Genomic DNA, 18229 nt, shown 5'->3' on the forward strand with positions numbered 1-18229 from the left:
AAAATCCTGCATAGCTCTGGTTCCGGTCGTCAATATCGCCGGGATCGAGCCCGGCAAGCTGCACCTGACCGGCGAGATCATCGCCGAGATCTATGCCGGTAAGATCCTCAAGTGGTCGGACGCGAAGATCGCCAAGATCAACGAAGGCCTCAAGCTGCCCGACGCGAACATCACCCCGGTCTACCGCTCGGACGCCTCCGGCACGACCAACATCTTCACCACCTATCTCTCCTCCGTCTCCGAGGCCTGGAAGAAGGACTTCGGCGCCGCGACCACGGTGAGCTGGCCCGTCGGCCAGGGTGGCAAGGGCAACGAGGGCGTGACCGCCACCGTCAAGCAGGTGCCGAACTCCGTCGGCTACGTCGAGTCGGCCTATGCCAAGCAGAACAAGCTGTCCTACGCCCTGATCGAGAACAAGGCCGGCAAGTTCCCGCAGCCGGACGACAAGGCCTTCCAGGCCGCCGCCGCCAGCGCCGACTGGAAGTCCACCCCCGGTTTCGGCATCGCCCTCACCAACCAGGCCGGCGCCGATGCCTGGCCGATCACCGCCGCCACCTTCATCCTGGTTCACAAGGAGCCGGCGGATGCGGCGAAGTCGGCGGAAGTGCTGAAGTTCTTCGATTGGGCCTACAAGAACGGCGACAAGCTCGCCAGCGAGCTCGACTACGTGCCGCTGCCCGACGCCGTCGTGACCCTGATCCACGACGAGTGGAAGACCATCAAGTCCAAGGACGGTAAGCCCGTCTTCGGGAACTAAGGGAGTTTTCCCGCGTCCCTCCCCCCTCGGGGAGGGGCGCTTTGTAGAGTGTTCGGCTCGCATCGCGCGCCCCGGCGCGTTAAACGCCCCCTGATCGAAGAGCCCTGCTGCGGATGACCGCCTTGACCCAGTCCATCGCCCTCCGCCGCGAAAGCGGTGCGGCCCGCACTGCCCCGAGCAAGGGCGCCGACCGCCTCTTCCAGGGAGCCGCCTACGCGTCCGCCCTGCTGGTCCTCTTCGTGCTCGCGGGCATCCTCGGCTCCATCATCTACGGTGCCCGGTCGGCCTTCGCCGAGTTCGGCTTCGGCTTTCTCACCTCGAGCTCGTGGAACATCGCCACCGAGCAGTTCGGCGCGCTGCCCGCCGTCATCGGGACCGTCGCCGCCGCCCTGCTCGCCCTGGTCATCGGCGTGCCGGTCTCGCTCGGCATCGCCATCTACCTGACGCAGCTCTGCCCCGGCTGGGCGCGCAAGCCGGTGGCGATGACCATCGAGCTGCTCGCCTCGGTGCCGAGCATCATCTACGGCATGTGGGGCCTGTTCGTCTTCGCGCCGCTCTTCGCCCGCTTCGTCCAGGTGCCCGTGTCGAACCTCGTCGAAGGCCTGCCGATCGTCGGCACGATCCTCTATGCCCGCATCCCCTCGGGCGTCGGCGTGCTCACCGCCGGCATCATCCTCGCGATCATGATCGTCCCCTTCGTGGCCTCGATCACCCGCGACATGCTCGACCAGATCCCGACCGTCCTGCGCGAGAGCGCCTACGGCATCGGCTGCACCACCTGGGAGGTGGTGCGCCACGTGCTGGTGCCGCAGGCCTCGGTCTCCATCATCGGCGCGATCATGCTCGGCCTCGGCCGCGCCCTCGGCGAGACCATGGCCGTCACCTTCGTGATCGGCAACGCCAACCGCCTCTCGGCCTCGATCTTCGATCCGGGCTCCACCATCGCCTCGCGCATCGCCAACGAGTTCAACGAGGCCGATGGGCTCCAGCTCTCCTCGCTGATGGCGCTCGGCTGCCTGCTCTTCATCATCACCTTCTTCGTGCTGATCATCGCGCGCCTCCTGGTGCGGCGCGCCAAGGTCGCCTGAGCCACCGTCCGAGCCGCGGAAAGTCGAGCCATGGATGCCAGCAACCCCCTCGCGACGGCCGGACGGCCCCTTTCGGCCAGCCGCGTTCGCCCCAGCCGCCGCGTCGCCGACCGGATCCTGATCCTAGCCAGCACCGGCGCGACGGCGCTCGGCATCATCGTGCTGGGCTCGATCCTGCTGATGCTCATCGTCGAAGGCCTGAAGGGCCTCACGCCGGAATTGCTGACGGCGCCGACGCCCGGACCCGGTTCGGCCGGCGGCGGCATCGCCAACGCCATCCTCGGCAGTTTGGTGATGACCTTCATCGGCATCGTCATCGCCACGCCGATCGGGCTGATGGCCGGCACCTTCCTGGCCGAGTACGGCCGGGGCTCGAAGGTCGCCGACATCATCCGCTTCCTCAACGACATCCTGCTCTCGGCGCCGTCGATCCTGATCGGCCTGTTCGTCTACACGCTGATGGTCCGGCCGATGGGGACCTATTCCGGCTGGGCCGGCGCCGTGGCGCTGGCGATCATCGCCACCCCGGTCATCGTGCGCACCACCGAGGACATGTTGCGCCTCGTGCCGAGCCCGATGCGGGAGGCTGGCGCGGCGCTCGGGGCGCCCCGCTCCCTCGTCATCCGCACCATCACTTGGCGTGCGGCCAGCGCGGGCGTCGTCACCGGCATCATCCTGGCACTCGCCCGCATCGCCGGCGAGACCGCGCCCCTCCTGTTCACCGCCCTCAACAACAACAGCTGGTTCAATGCGAACCTGCTCGGCGGTGTGCCGAACCTGCCGGTGATGATCTACCAGTTTGCCCTGTCGCCCTATCCCAATTGGCAGAGCCTCGCTTGGTCGGGTGCGCTGCTCATCACCGTCACCATCCTCACCCTGTCGGTGGTGGCCCGCTTGGTGATCAAGGACCAGCGGGCGCGCTGAAGCGGCGTTCCCAGGCAGACCTCCTACCGACGAGAGATCCGATGAGCGCCAATCCCGCGATCCGTAGCCAGTTCGACGGTCGAAGCCCGGCCGATGTGAAGGCGCCCGTGCGCATCGCCGTCAGGGACCTCAACTTCTATTACGGCAGTTTCCACGGCCTGAAGGACATCAATCTCGATTTCCGCGACCGACAGGTGACGGCGCTGATCGGCCCCTCCGGCTGCGGGAAGTCGACCCTTCTGCGCACCTTCAACCGGATCTACAGCCTCTATCCCGAGCAGCGGGCGGAGGGCGAGATCCTGCTCGACGGCCGCAACGTGCTCGATCCCAAGATCGATCTGAACGAGCTGCGGTCGCGCGTCGGCATGGTGTTCCAGAAGCCGACGCCCTTCCCGATGTCGATCTACGACAATGTCGCCTTCGGCCTGCGCCTCTACGAGAAGCTGCCGAAATCCGAACTCGACATCCGTGTCGAGGAGTCGCTGCGCAAGGCCGCGCTCTGGGACGAGGTGAAGGACAAGCTCAAGCAGTCCGGCACGGGGCTCTCCGGCGGTCAGCAGCAGCGCCTCTGCATCGCCCGCACCGTCGCGCAGCGTCCCGAGGTGATCCTGTTCGACGAGCCGACCTCGGCTCTCGACCCGATCTCGACCGGCCGCATCGAGGAGCTGATCGAGCAGCTGCGCACGGATTTCACGATCGTCATCGTGACCCACAACATGCAGCAGGCCGCCCGCATCTCGCAGTTCACCGCCTTCATGTATCTCGGCGAGCTGATCGAATTCGACGCGACCGCCAAGATCTTCATGAATCCGTCGAAGCGGCAGACCCAGGATTATATCACCGGTCGCTTCGGCTGATTCGGTTCACTCTTTTCCCGTCAGCGGATCGATTGCCTCCGGAGGCCGGCGGTCACGGCCCGGTCTCGATCCGCCGGCATCCGACACGGTGACGGCGCGACCGTCCGAGCGGGGTATCCGAGAGATGTCCGAGCATATCGTTTCCTCCTACGACACCGACCTCGAGAACCTGCGCCGCACGATCGCCGAGATGGGCGGCGTGGCCGAGAAGCTGCTGGCGGACGCAACCGAAGCGCTGGTTCGACGGGACACGACCCTGGCCCAGGCGGTGATCGTCGCCGACAAGCGCCTCGACGTGCTGCAGCGGGAGGTCGAGGAGCGCTCCGTTCTCCTCATCGCCCAGCGCCAGCCGCTGGCCATCGACCTGCGCGAGACCATCTCCGGTATCCGTGTGTCGGGCGATCTGGAGCGGATCGGCGACCTCGCCAAGAACATCGCCAAGCGGGTGGTGGCGATCAGCGATCAGGCCCAGCCGCAGAAGATCGTCCTCGGTGTCCAGCACATGAGCGATCTCGTGCAGGAGCAGCTGAAGGATGTGCTTGACGCCTTCGCGAGCCGCGACGTTGCCGCCGCTCACGACGTGTGGGAGCGCGACGGCGCCATCGACGCGCTCTACAACTCGCTCTTCCGCGAACTCCTGACCTACATGATGGAGGATCCGCGCAACATTTCATTCTGCACGCACCTGCTGTTCTGCGCCAAGAATGTTGAGCGGATCGGCGACCACACCACCAACATCGCCGAGACGATCCAGTATCTGGTCACCGGCGAGACGCCGGCCGGCGAGCGGCCGAAGAACGATGCCTCGAACTATGCGACGGTGACGCCGGGGGCCTGAACCGCGAACGCGGTTCACAGGCTTGAGGCGGAAAGAGACGCCCGCGGGTCGCCGTCCCGATCATCGGACGGCCGTCGGCGACGGATGGGAAGACGGTGATGACGAGTGCGCGGATCCTGATTGTCGAGGACGAGGAATCGCTCACGACCCTGCTGCGCTACAACCTCGAGGCGGAGGGCTTCCTCGTCGATGTGGCGACGCGGGGTGACGAGGCGGATCTGCGCCTTCACGAAACGACGCCCGACCTCGTGCTGCTCGACTGGATGGTGCCGGGGCTTTCCGGGATCGAGCTGTGCCGGCGGATCCGCGCCCGCCGCGAGACCGAGCGGCTTCCCGTCATCATGCTGACCGCCCGTGGCGAGGAGGCCGACCGGGTCCGCGGCCTGTCCACGGGAGCCGACGATTACGTGGTCAAGCCGTTCTCGGTGCCGGAACTTCTCGCCCGCGTCCGGGCCCTCCTGCGCCGGGCCAAGCCGGCCCACGTGGCCGACATCCTGGTGGCCGGCGACATCGAACTCGACCGGGTCAGCCACCGCATCCGGCGCCAGGGCCGTGAGATCCATCTCGGGCCGACCGAGTTCAAGTTGCTCGAATATCTGATGCAGAGCCCCGGCCGGGTGTTTTCCCGCGAGCAGCTGCTCGACGGCGTGTGGGGCCACGATGTCTATATCGACGAGCGCACGGTCGACGTCCATGTCGGCCGGTTGCGCAAGGCCATCAATCGTCCGCGCCAGAGCGACCCGATCCGCACCGTCCGCGGCTCCGGCTACTCCTTCGACGAGATGTTCGCCGTCGCGGAGTGATTTTTTTCTGCTGAAAGCGTCGACCGGCCGAGCCGAAGACGATGTCGGAAGCTGCTCGATAGAACCTGCGGATCGATCGCGTTGCGTCAGCGAAGCGATCCAGCGGCCCGACCGCTCTGGAGAGGGCGGCAACTGGGATGGCCACGGCTTCGTCTCGCAAAGGCGCAAGGAGAGGCCGAACCGGAGGTTTCCGGCGCCCTCCTCCTATCCCGCTCCGTGGCCTCTTGGGATGCAGGCGTGAGGGGATGAAACCCGTCGATCACGTCGAACGCGCTCTCACCGAACGACCGCCGGAATACGGGCTGGCGCTGACGATCCGATAGGCGGCCCCGGCTGTGAAGCGCAGGGCAGCAACGCTCATCCGCCGCTGCCCTCTGCCATGAATGGGGGAAGGGCCGGGACGGCCCCGCTCCTCAGCGGAAGCCGGCGACCCGGCGATCCCGCTTGCGCTCCGCCGCCGGCTGATAGGCGATCTGGGCGTGCTGGGTGCAATAGGGCAGGCCTGTGATGGCGCGACCGCCGCAGAACCGGAATTCCGGCGAGGTCGGGTCACCCATCGGCCAGCGGCACATGGAATCGCGCAGGTCCATGATCGTGACCCGCTCGGAGACGGCGAGTGCCACCGGCTCCGCGACGGCCTGCGGCGGTTTCGGGAAGTCCGGGGCTGGCCGATGGGCGACGATGGCCGGAGGCTCCGGCAGCGTCGGCTCCTCGATCACCACCACGCTCTCCAGCGCGACCTCGGCGGGCACGAGGTCTTCCTTGCGGCGTCCCAGGGCGGAGGCCGCACCGATGGGCTTGACCCGGCCGGACAGGCCGAGGCGATGCACCTTGCCGATGACCGCGTTCCGCGAGACACCGCCGATCTGGAGGGCGATCTGGCTGGCGCTCAAGCCGTCATCCCAAAGGCGGCGCAGCAGGTCGACGCGCTCGTCCGTCCAGCTCGGGACCGCTTCCGTCATTGCCCCCTCCACGTCGCAACGTCCTTGAACACAGACCGGCAAGTGGCACGGCGATACGGGTCGACACCCGCTGCCGCGCAGGGCGAACCGTCGATCGCCAGGGCCTGAAATCCGGCCCTGCACATGTCGGTTAACAGACGCCAAACCGATCCTTGGCGACGGCGTGGAGACTACAGGACAGCTCGGCCGGGGAGCAAGGGTCCGCGCACCGCGCGCGCCTGTTTCCACCAGCATTCGGGTCCGTTTGGCGCGCGGTCCGGATCGATGCTCTCAGTCTGTTAAGAGATGCGCTTTCTTCATTAAAGTGTTGATTAAAATTGTTCTTTCTCGACGAACCGGCTTCCGGCCAGCCGCTCGTGCCGGGCCAGGGACCGCCGGGACGCCCTTCCGCCCAGGCTGCGTCCCTGCCGCGAAGCCGGCCGAAAAAGATTGCCCAGGTGACAGGGATGACTATGTCACGGGCGGAATCCGCCGGCCCATCGGCTGGGGATAACAGATCTTGGAGATCGCATGCGACTGCGCCTCGCGCCGGCCCTGTTCCTCCTCGCCGCGCTGACCGGGGGCGCGCGGGCCGCCGGGCCGGCGGCGCCGGTTCCGGGCGAGCCGGCGCTGCGGCTGGCCAACCACCGCGCGGTCTACGACCTGTCGCTGGCCCGGTCCGAGGGAACGCGGGCGGTCGAGGGGGTGCGCGGGCGCATCGTCATCGATTTCTCGGGCGATGCTTGCCGCGGCTACACCATGCAGACCCGGCAGGTGACGCTGCTCGACTCCTCTGAATCCGGCGACCGGACCTCGGATCTGCGCAGCACGACCTTCGAGAATGGCGACGGCACGAGCTTCCGCTTCCGCACCACCACCATCCTCAACAACGCGCCGGCGCCTGCGGTGGACGGCTCGGCCGAGGCGGCCGAAACCCTCAAGGTGAAGCTGAAGGAGCCCAAGCGCGACCAGTTCCAGGCGGAGGGCGCCGTGCTCTTCCCGATCCACCACATGATGCGCCTGATCGAGGCGGCCAAGGCCGGGGAAACGACGGTCTCCGCCAAGGTCTTCGACGGGTCCGACGACGGGCGGAAGGTCTACGACACCCTGGCCGTGATCGGCCGCCCGGCGGCGGCCCCGGCCGCCGACACCGAGCGCGACAAGCCGCTGCGCGAGGGCGACCACGCGACCATGCGGCGCTGGCCGGTGACGCTGAGCTACTTCACCGCCGGCGTCGGCGAGCGCACCCCGATCTACACCCTGAGCTTCGACCTGTACGAGGACGGGGTCAGCGGCCGGCTCCACCTCGATTACGGGGATTTCGCCATCGACGGCACCATGAGCCGCCTCGATCTCGCCAAGGCCGATCCGAAGGCGGTCGGCGACTGCAAGAAGTAGTTCAGCTCCGGCGCCGTTCCGGCTCCGGCCGCGCTCCTGAGCCGGCGGCGTCGCCGGTGAAGACCAACCCGCGCTGGATCGCGGCATTGCCGAACTTCTCCCGCACCCGGTCGAGCGCGGCTTCCCGGCGGGCGACGCGCTCGACGGTCTGGTCGGCGAGATCGCCGCGATCGGCGTGGATCGCGCCGCAGAGATCGCCGCCGCCGATGCCGATCAGCCGGAACGGCGTGCCGTCGCAGGCCACCCGCAGCATCGGCTCGCCTTCCTGGAACAGCCGGTCGGCGAGCTGCGTCGGCTTGAGGCCGCCGCGGGTTCGGGTGCGCAGGCGGAAATGCGCGTCCTTCAGCTTCAGCGTCACGCTGCCGGCGGCCAGTTCGGCCCGCTTCAGCCGCCCCGAAACCTTTTCGCAGAGCCGCCACAGGATCGGGCGCAGATCCTCGAACCGGGCAAGGTCGGTCGAGAAGGTGGTCTCGGCCGAGACGCTCTTGGCCTCCCGGCTCGGGCGTACCGGCCGCGCGTCCCGGCCCTCGGACAGGGCCAGGAGCCGCAGGGCGTCCCGGCCGAGGGCTGCCTGGAGCCGCACCGGATCGGCCCGCTTCACATCCCCGACCCGGTGGATGTTGAGGGTGGCGAGGCGGTTGCGGGCGCTCTCGCCGATGCCGGGCAGGATGCCGACGGGCTTGTCCGCCAGGAAGGCGGCAGCCTCCTCGCCGGCGATGATCGAGAAGCCCCGGGGTTTGTCGAGGTCGGAGGCGATCTTGGCCAGGAACTTGTTGGCGGACAGCCCCACCGACACGGTGATGCCGATTTCGGCCTCCACCCGCGCCGCGAAGCGGGCGAGCGTCAGGGCCGGGCTCATCCCGTGCAGGCGCTCGGTGCCGGAGAGGTCGAGGAAGGCCTCGTCGATGGAGACCGGCTCGACCAGCGGCGTCAGCGCCAGCATCATCGCCCGCACCTCGCGGCCGACGCGGGCGTATTTCTCCATGTCCGGCCGCAGCACGGTGGCCTCGGGACAGCGCTTCAGCGCCTCGAACATCGGCATGGCCGAGCGCACGCCGGAGATCCGGGCGAGGTAGCAGGCGGTGGCGACCACGCCGCGCTTGCCGCCGCCGATGATGAGCGGCTTGTCGCGCAGCGAAGGATCGTCGCGCTTCTCGATGGCCGCGTAGAAAGCGTCGCAATCGACATGGGCGATGCTCAGCCCGTCGCGCGCCGGGTGGACGAGCAGGCGCGGCGAGCCGCATCCGCGGCAGCGCAGCGCGCCCTCGGCTTGCATCGTCAGGCAATCGCGGCAGAAGGGTCTCACCTTGAGGACCTTGGCGAACTTGCCCTGCCCGGGCGTCGGACGAGACAGGTGTACGGATGTCCAGGACCGTCGGCCAGGGGCCTTGCGCGCGCCATCCCATGCGGATTCTCGTGCTCGGCGGAACCAGCGAGGCCAGTGCCCTGGTCGCCCTCCTGGCCGCCGAGGCGGGCGTGGCCGTGACGCTGTCGCTGGCCGGCCGTACCGCCGCGCCGCGGCCGGAGCCGGTCGCGACCCGCATCGGCGGTTTCGGCGGGGCGGAGGGATTGGCGCAATGGCTCGCCGAGACCGGCACCGAGGTGGTGATCGACGCGACCCATCCCTTCGCCGCCCGCATCTCGGCCAACGCGGCGCGGGCCTGCGCCGCCCGATCCGTCCCGCTGCTCGCCGTGCGCCGCCCGGCCTGGACGCGCGAGGAGGGAGACCGGTGGACGGAGGTCGGAAGCGTCGCGGCGAGCGTCGAGGCGCTGGGCGCCACGCCGAAGAAGGTCTTCCTCACCATCGGGCGGCAGGAACTGTCCGCCTTCGCCCGCGCGCTCCAGCACCGCTACGTCGTGCGGACCATCGAGCCCGTCGGCGACGCCTTGCCGGTGCCGGATCTGGTCTGCCTGAGCGCCCGCGGCCCCTTCACCCTGGAGGATGAGATCCGCATCATGCGCGAGGCCGGGATCGAGGTTCTGGTGACCAAGAATTCCGGCGGCGCGTCGACCTATCCCAAGATCGCGGCCGCGCGCCGGCTCGGCCTGCCCGTGGTGATCGTCGCCCGCCCCGCCCTGCCCGAGGTTCCCTCCGTTCCCGATGCCGAGGGGGCGCGGGCCTGGCTCGCGGCGGTCCTGCGGGCGCGGCAGGAAGCGGGGGCGGATTCGTGATCCGTCTCGACGCCGGACGGCGGCAATGCCATGGCAGGCCGATGTCCGCGCCCGATCCAAGAGAATGCCGATGAGCCGCGCCCTGATGATCCAGGGCACCGGCTCCGATGTGGGCAAGTCGCTGCTGGTGGCCGGCCTCGCCCGCGCCTTCACCCGGCGGGGGCTGACCGTGCGCCCATTCAAGCCGCAGAACATGTCGAACAACGCCGCCGTCACCACCGATGGCGGCGAGATCGGCCGGGCCCAGGCGCTCCAGGCCCGGGCGGCACGGGTCGCACCCTCGGTTCACATGAATCCGGTGCTGCTCAAGCCCCAGAGCGATGTCGGTGCGCAGGTCGTGGTGCAGGGGCGGATGATCGGCACCGCCAAGGCGCGGGAGTATCAATCCTGGAAGCCGCGCCTGCTGGCGTCGGTGCTCGACAGCTTCGCGCGGCTCAAGGCCGAAGCGGATCTCGTGCTGGTGGAGGGAGCGGGCTCGCCCGCCGAGGTGAACCTGCGCCGGGGCGACATCGCCAATATGGGCTTTGCCCGGGCGACGGAGACGCCGGTGGTCCTCGTCGGCGACATCGACCGGGGCGGCGTCATCGCCAGCCTCGTCGGCACCCAGGCGGTGCTGGAGCCGGAGGACGCGGCGATGATCCGCGGCTTCATCGTCAACCGCTTCCGCGGCGACCCGACCCTGTTCGCCGACGGCATGACGCTGATCGCGCAGCGCACGGGCTGGGCCCCCTTCGGGCTCGTGCCGTTCTTTCCCGAGGCCGGCCGCCTGCCGCCGGAGGATGCCCTCGCCCTCGACGCGCCCGGTGCGCGCCGGGACGGGGTGCCGCTGGTGGCGGTGCCGATCCTGCCGCACATCGCGAATTTCGACGATCTCGACCCGCTGCGGCAGGAGCCCGGTATCGCGGTCGCCTTCGTGCCCCCCGGCGAGCCGATCCCGGCCGAGGCCGCGCTGATCGTGCTGCCGGGCTCGAAGACCACTATCGACGATTGCGCCTTCCTCCAGGCCCAGGGCTGGGACATCGACATCCGCGCGCATCTGCGCCGGGGCCGCCGGGTGCTCGGGCTCTGCGGCGGCTACCAGATGCTCGGACGCAGCATCGCCGACCCGGACGGGATCGAGGGTGCGCCGCGCACCCTGCCGGGCCTCGGTTTGCTCGATATCGAGACGGTGATGACGGGGGAGAAGCGGCTCGTCGCCGTTACCGGCACGACCCTCGCCGACGACCTGCCTTTCTCCGGCTACGAAATGCATGTCGGCGATACGTCGGGCCCGGATACCGCCCGGCCGCTCCTGCGCTTCGCCGATGGCCGGCCCGACGGGGCCGTCTCGGGCGACGGGCTGGTGGCCGGCACCTATGTCCACGGTCTGTTCGCCGACGACCGGCAGCGGGCGGCCTGGCTCGCCCGCCTCGGCGCCGCCCAGGGGCTCGACCGCTACGAAGCGGGCATCGAAGCGGTGCTCGACCGCTTCGCCGATCACCTCGAAGCCCATCTCGATTGCGACGCCTTGCTGTCCCTGCGCTAAGGGAGGAAGGCCCCCTCATCTCCCGGAGGTGAGCGCGGCGGGCACCTTGTAGGCGCGCGGCGCCCCGTTCTTGAGGCTGTCGAAGAACACCAGCACGCGGTCGCGGCCGATCACCGTCACCGCTTCGGCCTTGCCGGCGCTGTCGGATCCTTCGAGTTTGGCCAAGCTGCCGAGGGGCTGCGGGTCGCCCCCCTTCGCCGGGTCGAACAGGAAGAGCGTGTAGGTGACCCCCGGCTGTTCCTGGGCCGGACCCGTGAGAACCAGCAGGCGCCCGTCTTCGAGGGCGCTGAGGTCGCGGATGCCGGCCCCCTCCCCGACCTTGAGCGGGATGGTTCGGGACGTGCCGCGATACGCCTCGTGACCCTTGGCGAACAGGGCCTCGACCTCGGCCTCCACGAGGAAGGCCTGTGTGCCGATCGACGGGGCGCGCAGGCCGGCATAGAGGCGGTCCCCGACCACGGCGACGCCTTCGACGTTGAGGCCGTTCGCCTCGTTCAGGCCGTGCAGGAAGGAGGGGCCGACGGTTTTCGCCCCGGCCAGGACCTCGCCGAGACGGTAGGTCGTCTCGACCGCCTCCGCCTGCTTGCCGTCCCCGTCGACCGGGATGCGGGCGAGGATCAGCGAGGAGGTCTTCAGCTTGCCGGACTTGCGGCCGCAGCCATGCGAGCCGACCACGTAGAAATACGGCGCGGCATAGGCGACGCCCTCCCCGTCGAACTCCTTGAACTTCGGCTTGCTCCCATCCGGGCAATGACTCTCGGTGGGGAGCCTTCCGCGTGTCGCCGCGTCGGGCTCCTTGCCGATCAGGTCGAGCGTCGCCTTGGGTTCGATGCTGCGGTCGTCGATCGTCACGAACTGCGCCTTCCGGCCCTCGTCGTTGACGACGAGGCAGCGGCGCTTGCCCGAGCCTCGTAGAAGGCAGGCGATGCCGCTGATATCGTAGGCACCCGCAGCTTCGGGATCGTCCTTGCCCGGAGCCTCCAGCTCCCCCTCGACGCGGAAGGGTTTGTCCTCCGGCGCCAGGATCGTCTCGGCGGAGAAAGCGGGCACCGCTCCGCTCCCCAACAGCAGGGCAAGGCAAAGGCCGCTGACGAAGCGCATGGGCGCGTTTCCCCACAAAGAGGTTGGGCCGGCGAGAGGCCGCCCGATTCGGATCACGACAAGTAAGCCCAGGTCACGGCGCCGGTCGCGACCAGCGTGAACTGGAGCGCGCAGGCGGTGCGATAGAGTTTCAGCGCGCGGAAAATGTCGTCTGGGCCCAGCTCGGCGCGCCCATCGCCCATCCAGGCATCCTCGACGCGGGTCTCGCCATAGATGCGCGGGCCGGCGAGCCGCAGCCCCAGGGCGCCCGCCATGGCGGCTTCCGGCCAGCCGGCATTGGGCGAGCGGTGGTGACCCGCGTCGCGGCGAATCGCCCGCCAGGCTCCCGAGGGCGAGGCCTCCCGGGTCAGGGCGGCCGCCGCGATCAGCAGCAGGGCGGTGAGCCGGGAAGCCGGCAGGTTCACGAGGTCGTCGAGGCGAGCCGAGGCCCAGCCATAGGCGTCGTAACGCGGTGTGCGATGCCCCACCATGCTGTCGGCGGTGTTGATCGCCTTGTAGAGCGCCCCGCCGGTGAGGCCGCCGGCCCCGATCCAGAAGGCCGGCGCGACGATTCCGTCGGAAAAATTCTCGGCCAAGCTCTCGATCGCGGCCCGGCACACGGCGGCCTCGTCGAGGCTTTCGGGGTTGCGGCCGACGATCATCGAGACGGCCCGGCGGCCGCCGACGAGCCCGTCCGCGCGCAGGGCGGCGGCGACGCGTCGGACATGGACGAACAGGCTGCGCTGTGCCGGCAGGCTCGCGGCCAACACCGCGAGGGCCAGAAGGCCGAGGGCATGGCCGGCCAATCCTGCGATGGCGGTCAGGACGAGCGTGGCGGCGGCGACCGTGGCGAGCAGGATCAGCAGCGCCAGCACCCCGCCGAGCCGGCGCGCGCGGGGCGTGCCCCGGTTGAGCCGGCGTTCCAGCGCCGCGATCAGCCGGCCGATCCAGGTGACAGGGTGCCCGAGCGCCCTGTAGAGGCCATCCGGATAGCCCGCCACGGCCTCGATCAGCAGCGCCAGCGCCAGGATGCCGAGTGTGTCGGGCGGATGGGTCAGGGCGATCCAGGGCATCGTCGGTGCGGGGTTCAATGGAAAGGCGCGGCGTGCTGGCGGAGGGCTCGGAGAACGGGGTGGCCCATGGGGGCGATCTCGACGCGGCGCGCCGGCTGTTCCCGGCGGCCCCCGACCCATGGATCGACCTGTCCACCGGCATCAATCCGGTGCCCTATCCGTTGCCGCCCCTTGAGGCCAGCGCCCTTCACCGCTTGCCCTCCCCCGCCGACCTCGCCCGGCTCAAATCGGTGGCCGCCGCCGCCTATGGCGCGCCGGGGCCGGATCACGTCGCCGCCGCGCCGGGAACGCAGATCCTGATCGAGACGCTTCCAAGGCTCGTGCCGCGCGCCCGCGTCGCGGTGATCGGCCCGACCTATGCCGAGCACGCCGCCGCCTGGACCCGCTCCGGCCATGAGGTCCGAATCGTGGGCGCGCTGAGCGAGGTCGAGGGCGCGGAAATCGTGGTGGCCGTCAGCCCGAACAACCCGGATGGGCGCGTCGTCACAGCCGGGGCGCTGCTGCGGGCGACGGGCGGGCGCGGTCTGGCCGTGCTCGATCAGGCCTTCGTCGATCTGGAGCCGGTGGAGGCCGCCGCACCCGAGCCCGGACTCGTGGTCCTGCGCTCGTTCGGCAAGACCTACGGGCTCGCCGGCCTCAGGCTCGGCTTCGCCCTGGCCGAGCCGGCGCTGGTGCGGCGGATCGAGGCGGCGCTCGGCCCCTGGGCGGTGTCGGGCCCGGCCATCGCCGCCGGCTGCGCCGCCCTGTCCGATGACGAGTGGCGTCGGACGGCCGCATCGGCCCGATGCCAGGACGCCGAGCGCCTCGACCGGATGATCCTGCGGGCCGGCGGCCGGATCCTCGGCGGTACGGCCCTGTTCCGCACCGCGACCTTCGAGGACGGGCCGGAGCTGTTCCACCGGCTCGGCGAGGCGGGGATCTATGTGCGGCGCTTCCCCGAATTCCCGGAACGGCTGCGCTTCGGCCTGCCCCCGGACAAGGCGGCGTGGTGCCGCCTGTCCCGCATCCTCAAATAGTCTCGCTCAGGTGGACTTGCTTAGGTCGATTTGGCCCGTCCGCCGAGCCAGGACACCAGCAGGGCCGCGAGGGCAAAGGCGCCGCCGACGAGACAGACACCGGGCCAGCCCGCGATCAGGAAGGCCCGCGACCCGAGAAACGCGCCCGCCGCCCCGCCGATGAAGACGGCGGTGAACAGCACGGTGTTGATGCGTCCGCGCGCCCCCGGCACCAGGGCGTAGGCGCGGGTCTGGTTGGCGATCAGGGCGCCGTTGATGCCGATATCGAGGAGCAGCACGCCGATCCCGATGACCACGAGCGACACCGCTCCGCCGAGCGCGAGGACGGCGAAGGCCGCCGCCACCAGGGCGCTGCCGACGATCACCACCGGCCGGGCGCCGCGCCGGTCGCTGTAGCGGCCGGAATGGGGGGCGATCAGCGCGCCGGCCACTCCGATCACTCCGAACAGGCCCGCCCCCGCTGCGGTGAGATCGAAGGGCGGTGCCTCGACCAGCAGGGCGAGCGTCGCCCAGAAGGCATTGAAACTGGCAAACAGCAGCGCCTGGGACAGGCTGGCGTTGCGTAAGGTCGGCTGGCTGCGCACGAGATGCAGCAGCGAGAGCATCAGCGCCCGGTAGCGCAGGCGCTGCCGGGGTGCCGTGCGTGGCAAGGTGCGCCACGCCACCGCCGCCATGGCGACGGCCAGGCCGGCGGCGGCGAAGAAGACCGCGCGCCAGCCGAAATGCGCGCCGACGAATCCGCTCGCCGTGCGGGCGAGCAGAATGCCGGAGAGAAGACCGGTCATCACGCCGCCGACGATCCGCCCCCGGCTCGCATCGGGGGCCAGTTCGGCGGCGAAGGGCACCGCCTGCTGCGCGGCGCAGGCCAGCACGCCGATGGCGAGGCTCGCCAGACCGAGCACGGCGAGATTCGGGCTGAGGGCGGCGACGACGAGGGCGACGGCGAGCGCCAGCAATTGCCAGACGATCAGGTCGCGCCGCGGCAAGGCGTCGCCCAGCGGCACCAGGAACAGGATGCCGAGCCCATAGCCGACGAGGCTCGCCGTCGGCACCAGCAGGGCCGCCCGATCGCCGAACTCGGCGACCAGAACCGCCAGAAGAGGCTGGTTGTAGTAGATGTTGGCGACGGCCCCGCCGGCGATCAGGGTGAGGCCGATACGGGTCAGGGACGGGAGGTTGCGGCCTGCCGCCGCGTCGCCGCTCATCGCGAGGCGACCCTTTTCGCGCGCGGCCGGAAGAGGATGGAGAATGAGGGCGGTGCGAAGGGCATGGCCCGCCCCTTACGGCACAGGAACGATGCAGCGCCAGCCCGGTCGCCGCAACGGAGGATGGCAGGCGGCGCGCGTCAGACTGTCCCCCGCCGTTCAGATCGCCGCCGGTAGCATGCCCTCCCGTCGCTTCCTATATGATGGGTGGCCGGGGAAAACGCCCTGTTTTCGCAGGAGCTTGACCGGACGGGCGGTTGCCGGGACGCGTCATTTGGCGCACACCTCTTCGGAGTACCGGGCCATCGCTTGCGAGAAGGAGTTGTGTATGCCGAACTACCGTGTCCAGTTCGCAAAACAGATCCTCGGAGTGCCCTTCACAGTCGGCTCCGTCGAGATCACGCGGGCTCGCGATCCCGAGCGCGCCTTGCGGGCGGCCGAGATCCGTTTCGCCCGATCGCGTGGCGTGACCGATTGGCGCGAGTGTGCCGACATTGTGGATCTGGCTCGCGAGGGCGAGGGCGCGGAGATCTGAGGCCGGTCGCGGAATCGCTTCCGCGAAGCGTCCCCGCGGGAGCCTGAATCGGAGGGATGCACCTCGCCCGCTCTGGCGCGCCAGCCCTTCACGCTCTAGGTTCCGGCCACGGTCGCCGGCCCGTTTCGAGGCCGTCGACCGCGTGCTTGCAGAGGCTTCTCGGTCATGGCGGCGATCTCGTTTCTCGGTGATCTGATCCAGACCATCAGTGACCGGGGCCGCGACCTCATCGGATTGCCCCGCAGCGATCTCGCGCGAACCGCGACCGCCTCCGACCTCGCCAAGCTCTGCGAGGATCTGATCTCACGGCGCGGCGAGGCCTCCGGCGTGGCGCTGGCCCGGCTGATCCTCGACCGCTACGCCGCCTTCCCCCTGGAGGAGCGGCTCGCTTTTCTCGAACTCGTCGCCACCGAATTCGGCGCCGACCATGCGGCGGTCGACGAGGCCATCGCCGCCTATCGCGCCGAGCCGAGCCGGGCGCGCCTGGGGCAGCTGCACGTGGCGGCCGAGCCGCGCTCTCAGGAGTTGATCCGCCGCCTCAACCTCGCCCGCGGCGGTACCCTCGCATTGGTGCGGATGCGCGAAGACCTGTTCGCCCTGCGCAAGCGTCTGAAGGATCGGGACGCCGCACCGGAAGCGATCGACGCGGCGGTGAGCCTCGACAGCGATTTCGAGCACCTCTTCGCCTCCTGGTTCAACCGGGGCTTCCTCGTGCTGCGCCACATCGACTGGTCGACGCCGGCCCATATCCTGGAAAAGATCATCCGCTACGAGGCGGTCCACGAGATCGCCGATTGGGACGAGCTGCGCCGCCGGATCGAGCCGCCGGATCGGCGCTGCTTCGCCTTCTTCCACCCGGCCTTGCTCGACGAGCCGCTGATCTTCGTCGAGGTCGCGCTCACCACGAGCATCGCCCCCGCGATCCAGCCGATCCTCGCCGATGGGCGCGAGCCCGTGCCCGCGCACGGGGCGACCACCGCGATCTTCTACTCGATCTCCAACTGTCAGAAGGGCCTGGCCGGCGTCACCTTCGGCAACTTCCTGATCAAGCAGGTCGTCGAGGATCTCGCCCGCGAGATCCCCTCGCTGAAGACCTTCGTCACCCTCTCGCCCGTTCCTGGTTTCCGCACCTGGCTCGACCGTGAGCGCGGCGCCGACGCGCCGCAGGGGCTGACCCGCGAGGACGTGGAGACCCTGCGCCTGCTCGATTCCGACGATTGGCAGGCGGACAAGGCCAAGACCGAGGCGGTGCGCCGGGCGATGCTGCCGGCGGCGGCGGCCTATTTCCTGCGCGCCAAGAACGAGAAGGGCCGCCCCCTCGACCCGGTCGCCCGCTTCCATCTCGGCAACGGGGCCCGGCTGGAGCGCATGAACTTCCTCGGTGACATCTCGAAGAAGGGGCTGCGCCAATCCTACGGGCTGATGGTGAACTACCTCTACGATCTCTCGGCCATCGAGAAGAATCACGAGACCTACGTCAATCTCGGCACCGTCGCGACCTCGTCGGCGGTGAGCCGCGAATTGCGCTCCAACCTGCCGCCGCCGCGGGCGATGGTGCTGGCCGAGGCGGGCTGAGACCGTACGGTTTGAAGCCCGGCGCAGGCTTCTTCGCGGAAATCCTTACGATGCCGAACGGCTCGCCGGATCCGCTCCGAGGCTGGATCGTCACCCGATCCAAACCGCCCCGGCATGATGTGCTGCCGGTGAGTGTCTCTCACAAAACTCCCGCCGCGCCGTCGTGTCCGCAGGCGAAGCGGCCGGTGTCCGGGAGTTTTGTGAGGCACTCTGAGCCGGTCTCCGCGGCAGTCGCGGATCGGCTGAGTCTCCGTGCGATCCATCCGGCGATCGACCAGAGCAGCATCGTGCCGAGCATCGAGGCGTAGCCGTCGATGGCGTAGTGCCAACCGAGATGGACCGAGCCGAGCAGGATCAGCAGGCCGTAGACCGCGAGAACGCGCCCGAGCCAGGGCGCCAATTGCCGCCCGGCCAGGACGAACAGGAGCTATGCGGGAGATTG

18 protein-coding genes are annotated in these 18229 nt (G+C 69.5%); 12 read left to right on the forward strand and 6 right to left on the reverse strand.

All coding sequences use genetic code 11. The annotated features are described in order from the left end of the window. The 6 genes from pstS to phoB all read left to right on the forward strand — a co-directional run. Positions 1-757: phosphate ABC transporter substrate-binding protein PstS (pstS, locus tag MZTS_RS21180; RefSeq protein WP_192285315.1), on the forward strand; the 757-nt coding region annotated here is incomplete at its 5' end. A 113-nt stretch (positions 758-870) separates the two neighbouring features. Next, entirely contained in the window at positions 871-1845 is a 975-nt protein-coding gene (gene pstC / locus MZTS_RS21185; protein ID WP_192285316.1) for a phosphate ABC transporter permease subunit PstC, read from the forward strand. Between the two features lie 30 nt (positions 1846-1875). Next, a complete protein-coding gene (pstA, locus tag MZTS_RS21190) occupies positions 1876-2769 on the forward strand; it encodes a phosphate ABC transporter permease PstA (protein WP_192285317.1) in 894 nt (297 codons plus the stop codon). A gap of 41 nt (positions 2770-2810) precedes the next feature. Beyond that, positions 2811-3626: a phosphate ABC transporter ATP-binding protein PstB gene (gene pstB, locus MZTS_RS21195; RefSeq protein WP_192285318.1), complete on the forward strand. Its 816-nt coding sequence runs from the start codon at positions 2811-2813 to the stop codon at positions 3624-3626. Positions 3627-3750: 124 nt separating this feature from the next. Beyond that, complete coding sequence (gene phoU / locus MZTS_RS21200) at positions 3751-4464, forward strand: phosphate signaling complex protein PhoU (protein ID WP_192285319.1); 714 nt, start codon at positions 3751-3753, stop codon at positions 4462-4464. Between the two features lie 98 nt (positions 4465-4562). Continuing rightward, complete coding sequence (gene phoB / locus MZTS_RS21205) at positions 4563-5267, forward strand: phosphate regulon transcriptional regulator PhoB (RefSeq protein WP_192285320.1); 705 nt, start codon at positions 4563-4565, stop codon at positions 5265-5267. A gap of 413 nt (positions 5268-5680) precedes the next feature. On the opposite strand, the gene MZTS_RS21210 is transcribed toward phoB, so the two are convergent. Further along, complete coding sequence (locus tag MZTS_RS21210; RefSeq protein ID WP_009863164.1) at positions 5681-6229, reverse strand: GcrA family cell cycle regulator; 549 nt, start codon at positions 6227-6229, stop codon at positions 5681-5683. A gap of 510 nt (positions 6230-6739) precedes the next feature. Between MZTS_RS21210 and MZTS_RS21215 the strand changes: the two genes are divergently transcribed. After that, entirely contained in the window at positions 6740-7606 is an 867-nt protein-coding gene (locus MZTS_RS21215; RefSeq protein WP_192285321.1) for a cell envelope integrity EipB family protein, read from the forward strand. A gap of 1 nt (position 7607) precedes the next feature. Here the strand turns inward: MZTS_RS21215 and MZTS_RS21220 are convergent, their stop codons facing one another. Then, a complete protein-coding gene (locus MZTS_RS21220) occupies positions 7608-8912 on the reverse strand; it encodes a DNA polymerase IV (RefSeq protein ID WP_192285322.1) in 1305 nt (434 codons plus the stop codon). 56 nt (positions 8913-8968) lie between these two features. On the opposite strand from MZTS_RS21220, the gene MZTS_RS21225 reads away from it, so the two are divergent. Further along, positions 8969-9778: a cobalt-precorrin-6A reductase gene (locus MZTS_RS21225; protein ID WP_246482216.1), complete on the forward strand. Its 810-nt coding sequence runs from the start codon at positions 8969-8971 to the stop codon at positions 9776-9778. 70 nt (positions 9779-9848) lie between these two features. Then, complete coding sequence (locus MZTS_RS21230) at positions 9849-11303, forward strand: cobyric acid synthase (protein WP_192285323.1); 1455 nt, start codon at positions 9849-9851, stop codon at positions 11301-11303. Between the two features lie 15 nt (positions 11304-11318). On the opposite strand, the gene MZTS_RS21235 is transcribed toward MZTS_RS21230, so the two are convergent. Together MZTS_RS21235 and cbiB are read right to left on the reverse strand one after the other, a co-directional pair. Next, on the reverse strand, positions 11319-12353 hold the full coding sequence (locus tag MZTS_RS21235; RefSeq protein ID WP_009866566.1) for a DUF3616 domain-containing protein: 1035 nt from the start codon (positions 12351-12353) through the stop codon (positions 11319-11321). A gap of 104 nt (positions 12354-12457) precedes the next feature. Further along, a complete protein-coding gene (cbiB, locus tag MZTS_RS21240; RefSeq protein ID WP_192285324.1) occupies positions 12458-13456 on the reverse strand; it encodes an adenosylcobinamide-phosphate synthase CbiB in 999 nt (332 codons plus the stop codon). A 17-nt stretch (positions 13457-13473) separates the two neighbouring features. Between cbiB and cobD the strand changes: the two genes are divergently transcribed. After that, positions 13474-14472 (forward strand): threonine-phosphate decarboxylase CobD, encoded by a 999-nt coding sequence (gene cobD, locus MZTS_RS21245; protein ID WP_192285325.1) that lies wholly within the window; start codon positions 13474-13476, stop codon positions 14470-14472. Between the two features lie 20 nt (positions 14473-14492). Here cobD and MZTS_RS21250 read toward each other — a convergent pair whose 3' ends face one another. Continuing rightward, a complete protein-coding gene (locus MZTS_RS21250) occupies positions 14493-15677 on the reverse strand; it encodes an MFS transporter (protein ID WP_192285326.1) in 1185 nt (394 codons plus the stop codon). A 328-nt stretch (positions 15678-16005) separates the two neighbouring features. Here MZTS_RS21250 and MZTS_RS21255 point away from each other — a divergent pair, with 328 nt between their 5' ends. Then, positions 16006-16212: a hypothetical protein gene (locus MZTS_RS21255; RefSeq protein ID WP_009865775.1), complete on the forward strand. Its 207-nt coding sequence runs from the start codon at positions 16006-16008 to the stop codon at positions 16210-16212. 165 nt (positions 16213-16377) lie between these two features. Continuing rightward, positions 16378-17787, forward strand: a complete 1410-nt coding sequence (locus tag MZTS_RS21260; protein ID WP_192285327.1) for a malonyl-CoA decarboxylase — start codon at positions 16378-16380, stop codon at positions 17785-17787. A 139-nt stretch (positions 17788-17926) separates the two neighbouring features. On the opposite strand, the gene MZTS_RS21265 is transcribed toward MZTS_RS21260, so the two are convergent. Beyond that, a complete protein-coding gene (locus MZTS_RS21265; RefSeq protein WP_192285328.1) occupies positions 17927-18187 on the reverse strand; it encodes a hypothetical protein in 261 nt (86 codons plus the stop codon). Positions 18188-18229: the final 42 nt, after the last annotated feature.

This window comes from Methylorubrum zatmanii, assembly GCF_014845115.1.
In the GTDB taxonomy this organism is placed as follows: Bacteria; Pseudomonadota; Alphaproteobacteria; order Rhizobiales; family Beijerinckiaceae; genus Methylobacterium; species Methylobacterium zatmanii.

Bases quoted from the DNA above. Each gene is read 5' to 3' on its own strand.
- pstC (WP_192285316.1), top strand. From the start codon at position 871: ATGACCGCCTTGACCCAGTCCATCGCCCTCCGCCGCGAAAGCGGTGCG.
- pstA (WP_192285317.1), top strand. From the start codon at position 1,876: ATGGATGCCAGCAACCCCCTCGCGACGGCCGGACGGCCCCTTTCGGCC.
- pstB (WP_192285318.1), top strand. From the start codon at position 2,811: ATGAGCGCCAATCCCGCGATCCGTAGCCAGTTCGACGGTCGAAGCCCG.
- phoU (WP_192285319.1), top strand. From the start codon at position 3,751: ATGTCCGAGCATATCGTTTCCTCCTACGACACCGACCTCGAGAACCTG.
- phoB (WP_192285320.1), top strand. From the start codon at position 4,563: ATGACGAGTGCGCGGATCCTGATTGTCGAGGACGAGGAATCGCTCACG.
- MZTS_RS21210 (WP_009863164.1), bottom strand. From the start codon at position 6,229: ATGACGGAAGCGGTCCCGAGCTGGACGGACGAGCGCGTCGACCTGCTG.
- MZTS_RS21215 (WP_192285321.1), top strand. From the start codon at position 6,740: ATGCGACTGCGCCTCGCGCCGGCCCTGTTCCTCCTCGCCGCGCTGACC.
- MZTS_RS21225 (WP_246482216.1), top strand. From the start codon at position 8,969: ATGTCCAGGACCGTCGGCCAGGGGCCTTGCGCGCGCCATCCCATGCGG.
- MZTS_RS21230 (WP_192285323.1), top strand. From the start codon at position 9,849: ATGAGCCGCGCCCTGATGATCCAGGGCACCGGCTCCGATGTGGGCAAG.
- cbiB (WP_192285324.1), bottom strand. From the start codon at position 13,456: ATGCCCTGGATCGCCCTGACCCATCCGCCCGACACACTCGGCATCCTG.
- cobD (WP_192285325.1), top strand. From the start codon at position 13,474: ATGGAAAGGCGCGGCGTGCTGGCGGAGGGCTCGGAGAACGGGGTGGCC.
- MZTS_RS21250 (WP_192285326.1), bottom strand. From the start codon at position 15,677: ATGAGCGGCGACGCGGCGGCAGGCCGCAACCTCCCGTCCCTGACCCGT.
- MZTS_RS21255 (WP_009865775.1), top strand. From the start codon at position 16,006: ATGCCGAACTACCGTGTCCAGTTCGCAAAACAGATCCTCGGAGTGCCC.
- MZTS_RS21260 (WP_192285327.1), top strand. From the start codon at position 16,378: ATGGCGGCGATCTCGTTTCTCGGTGATCTGATCCAGACCATCAGTGAC.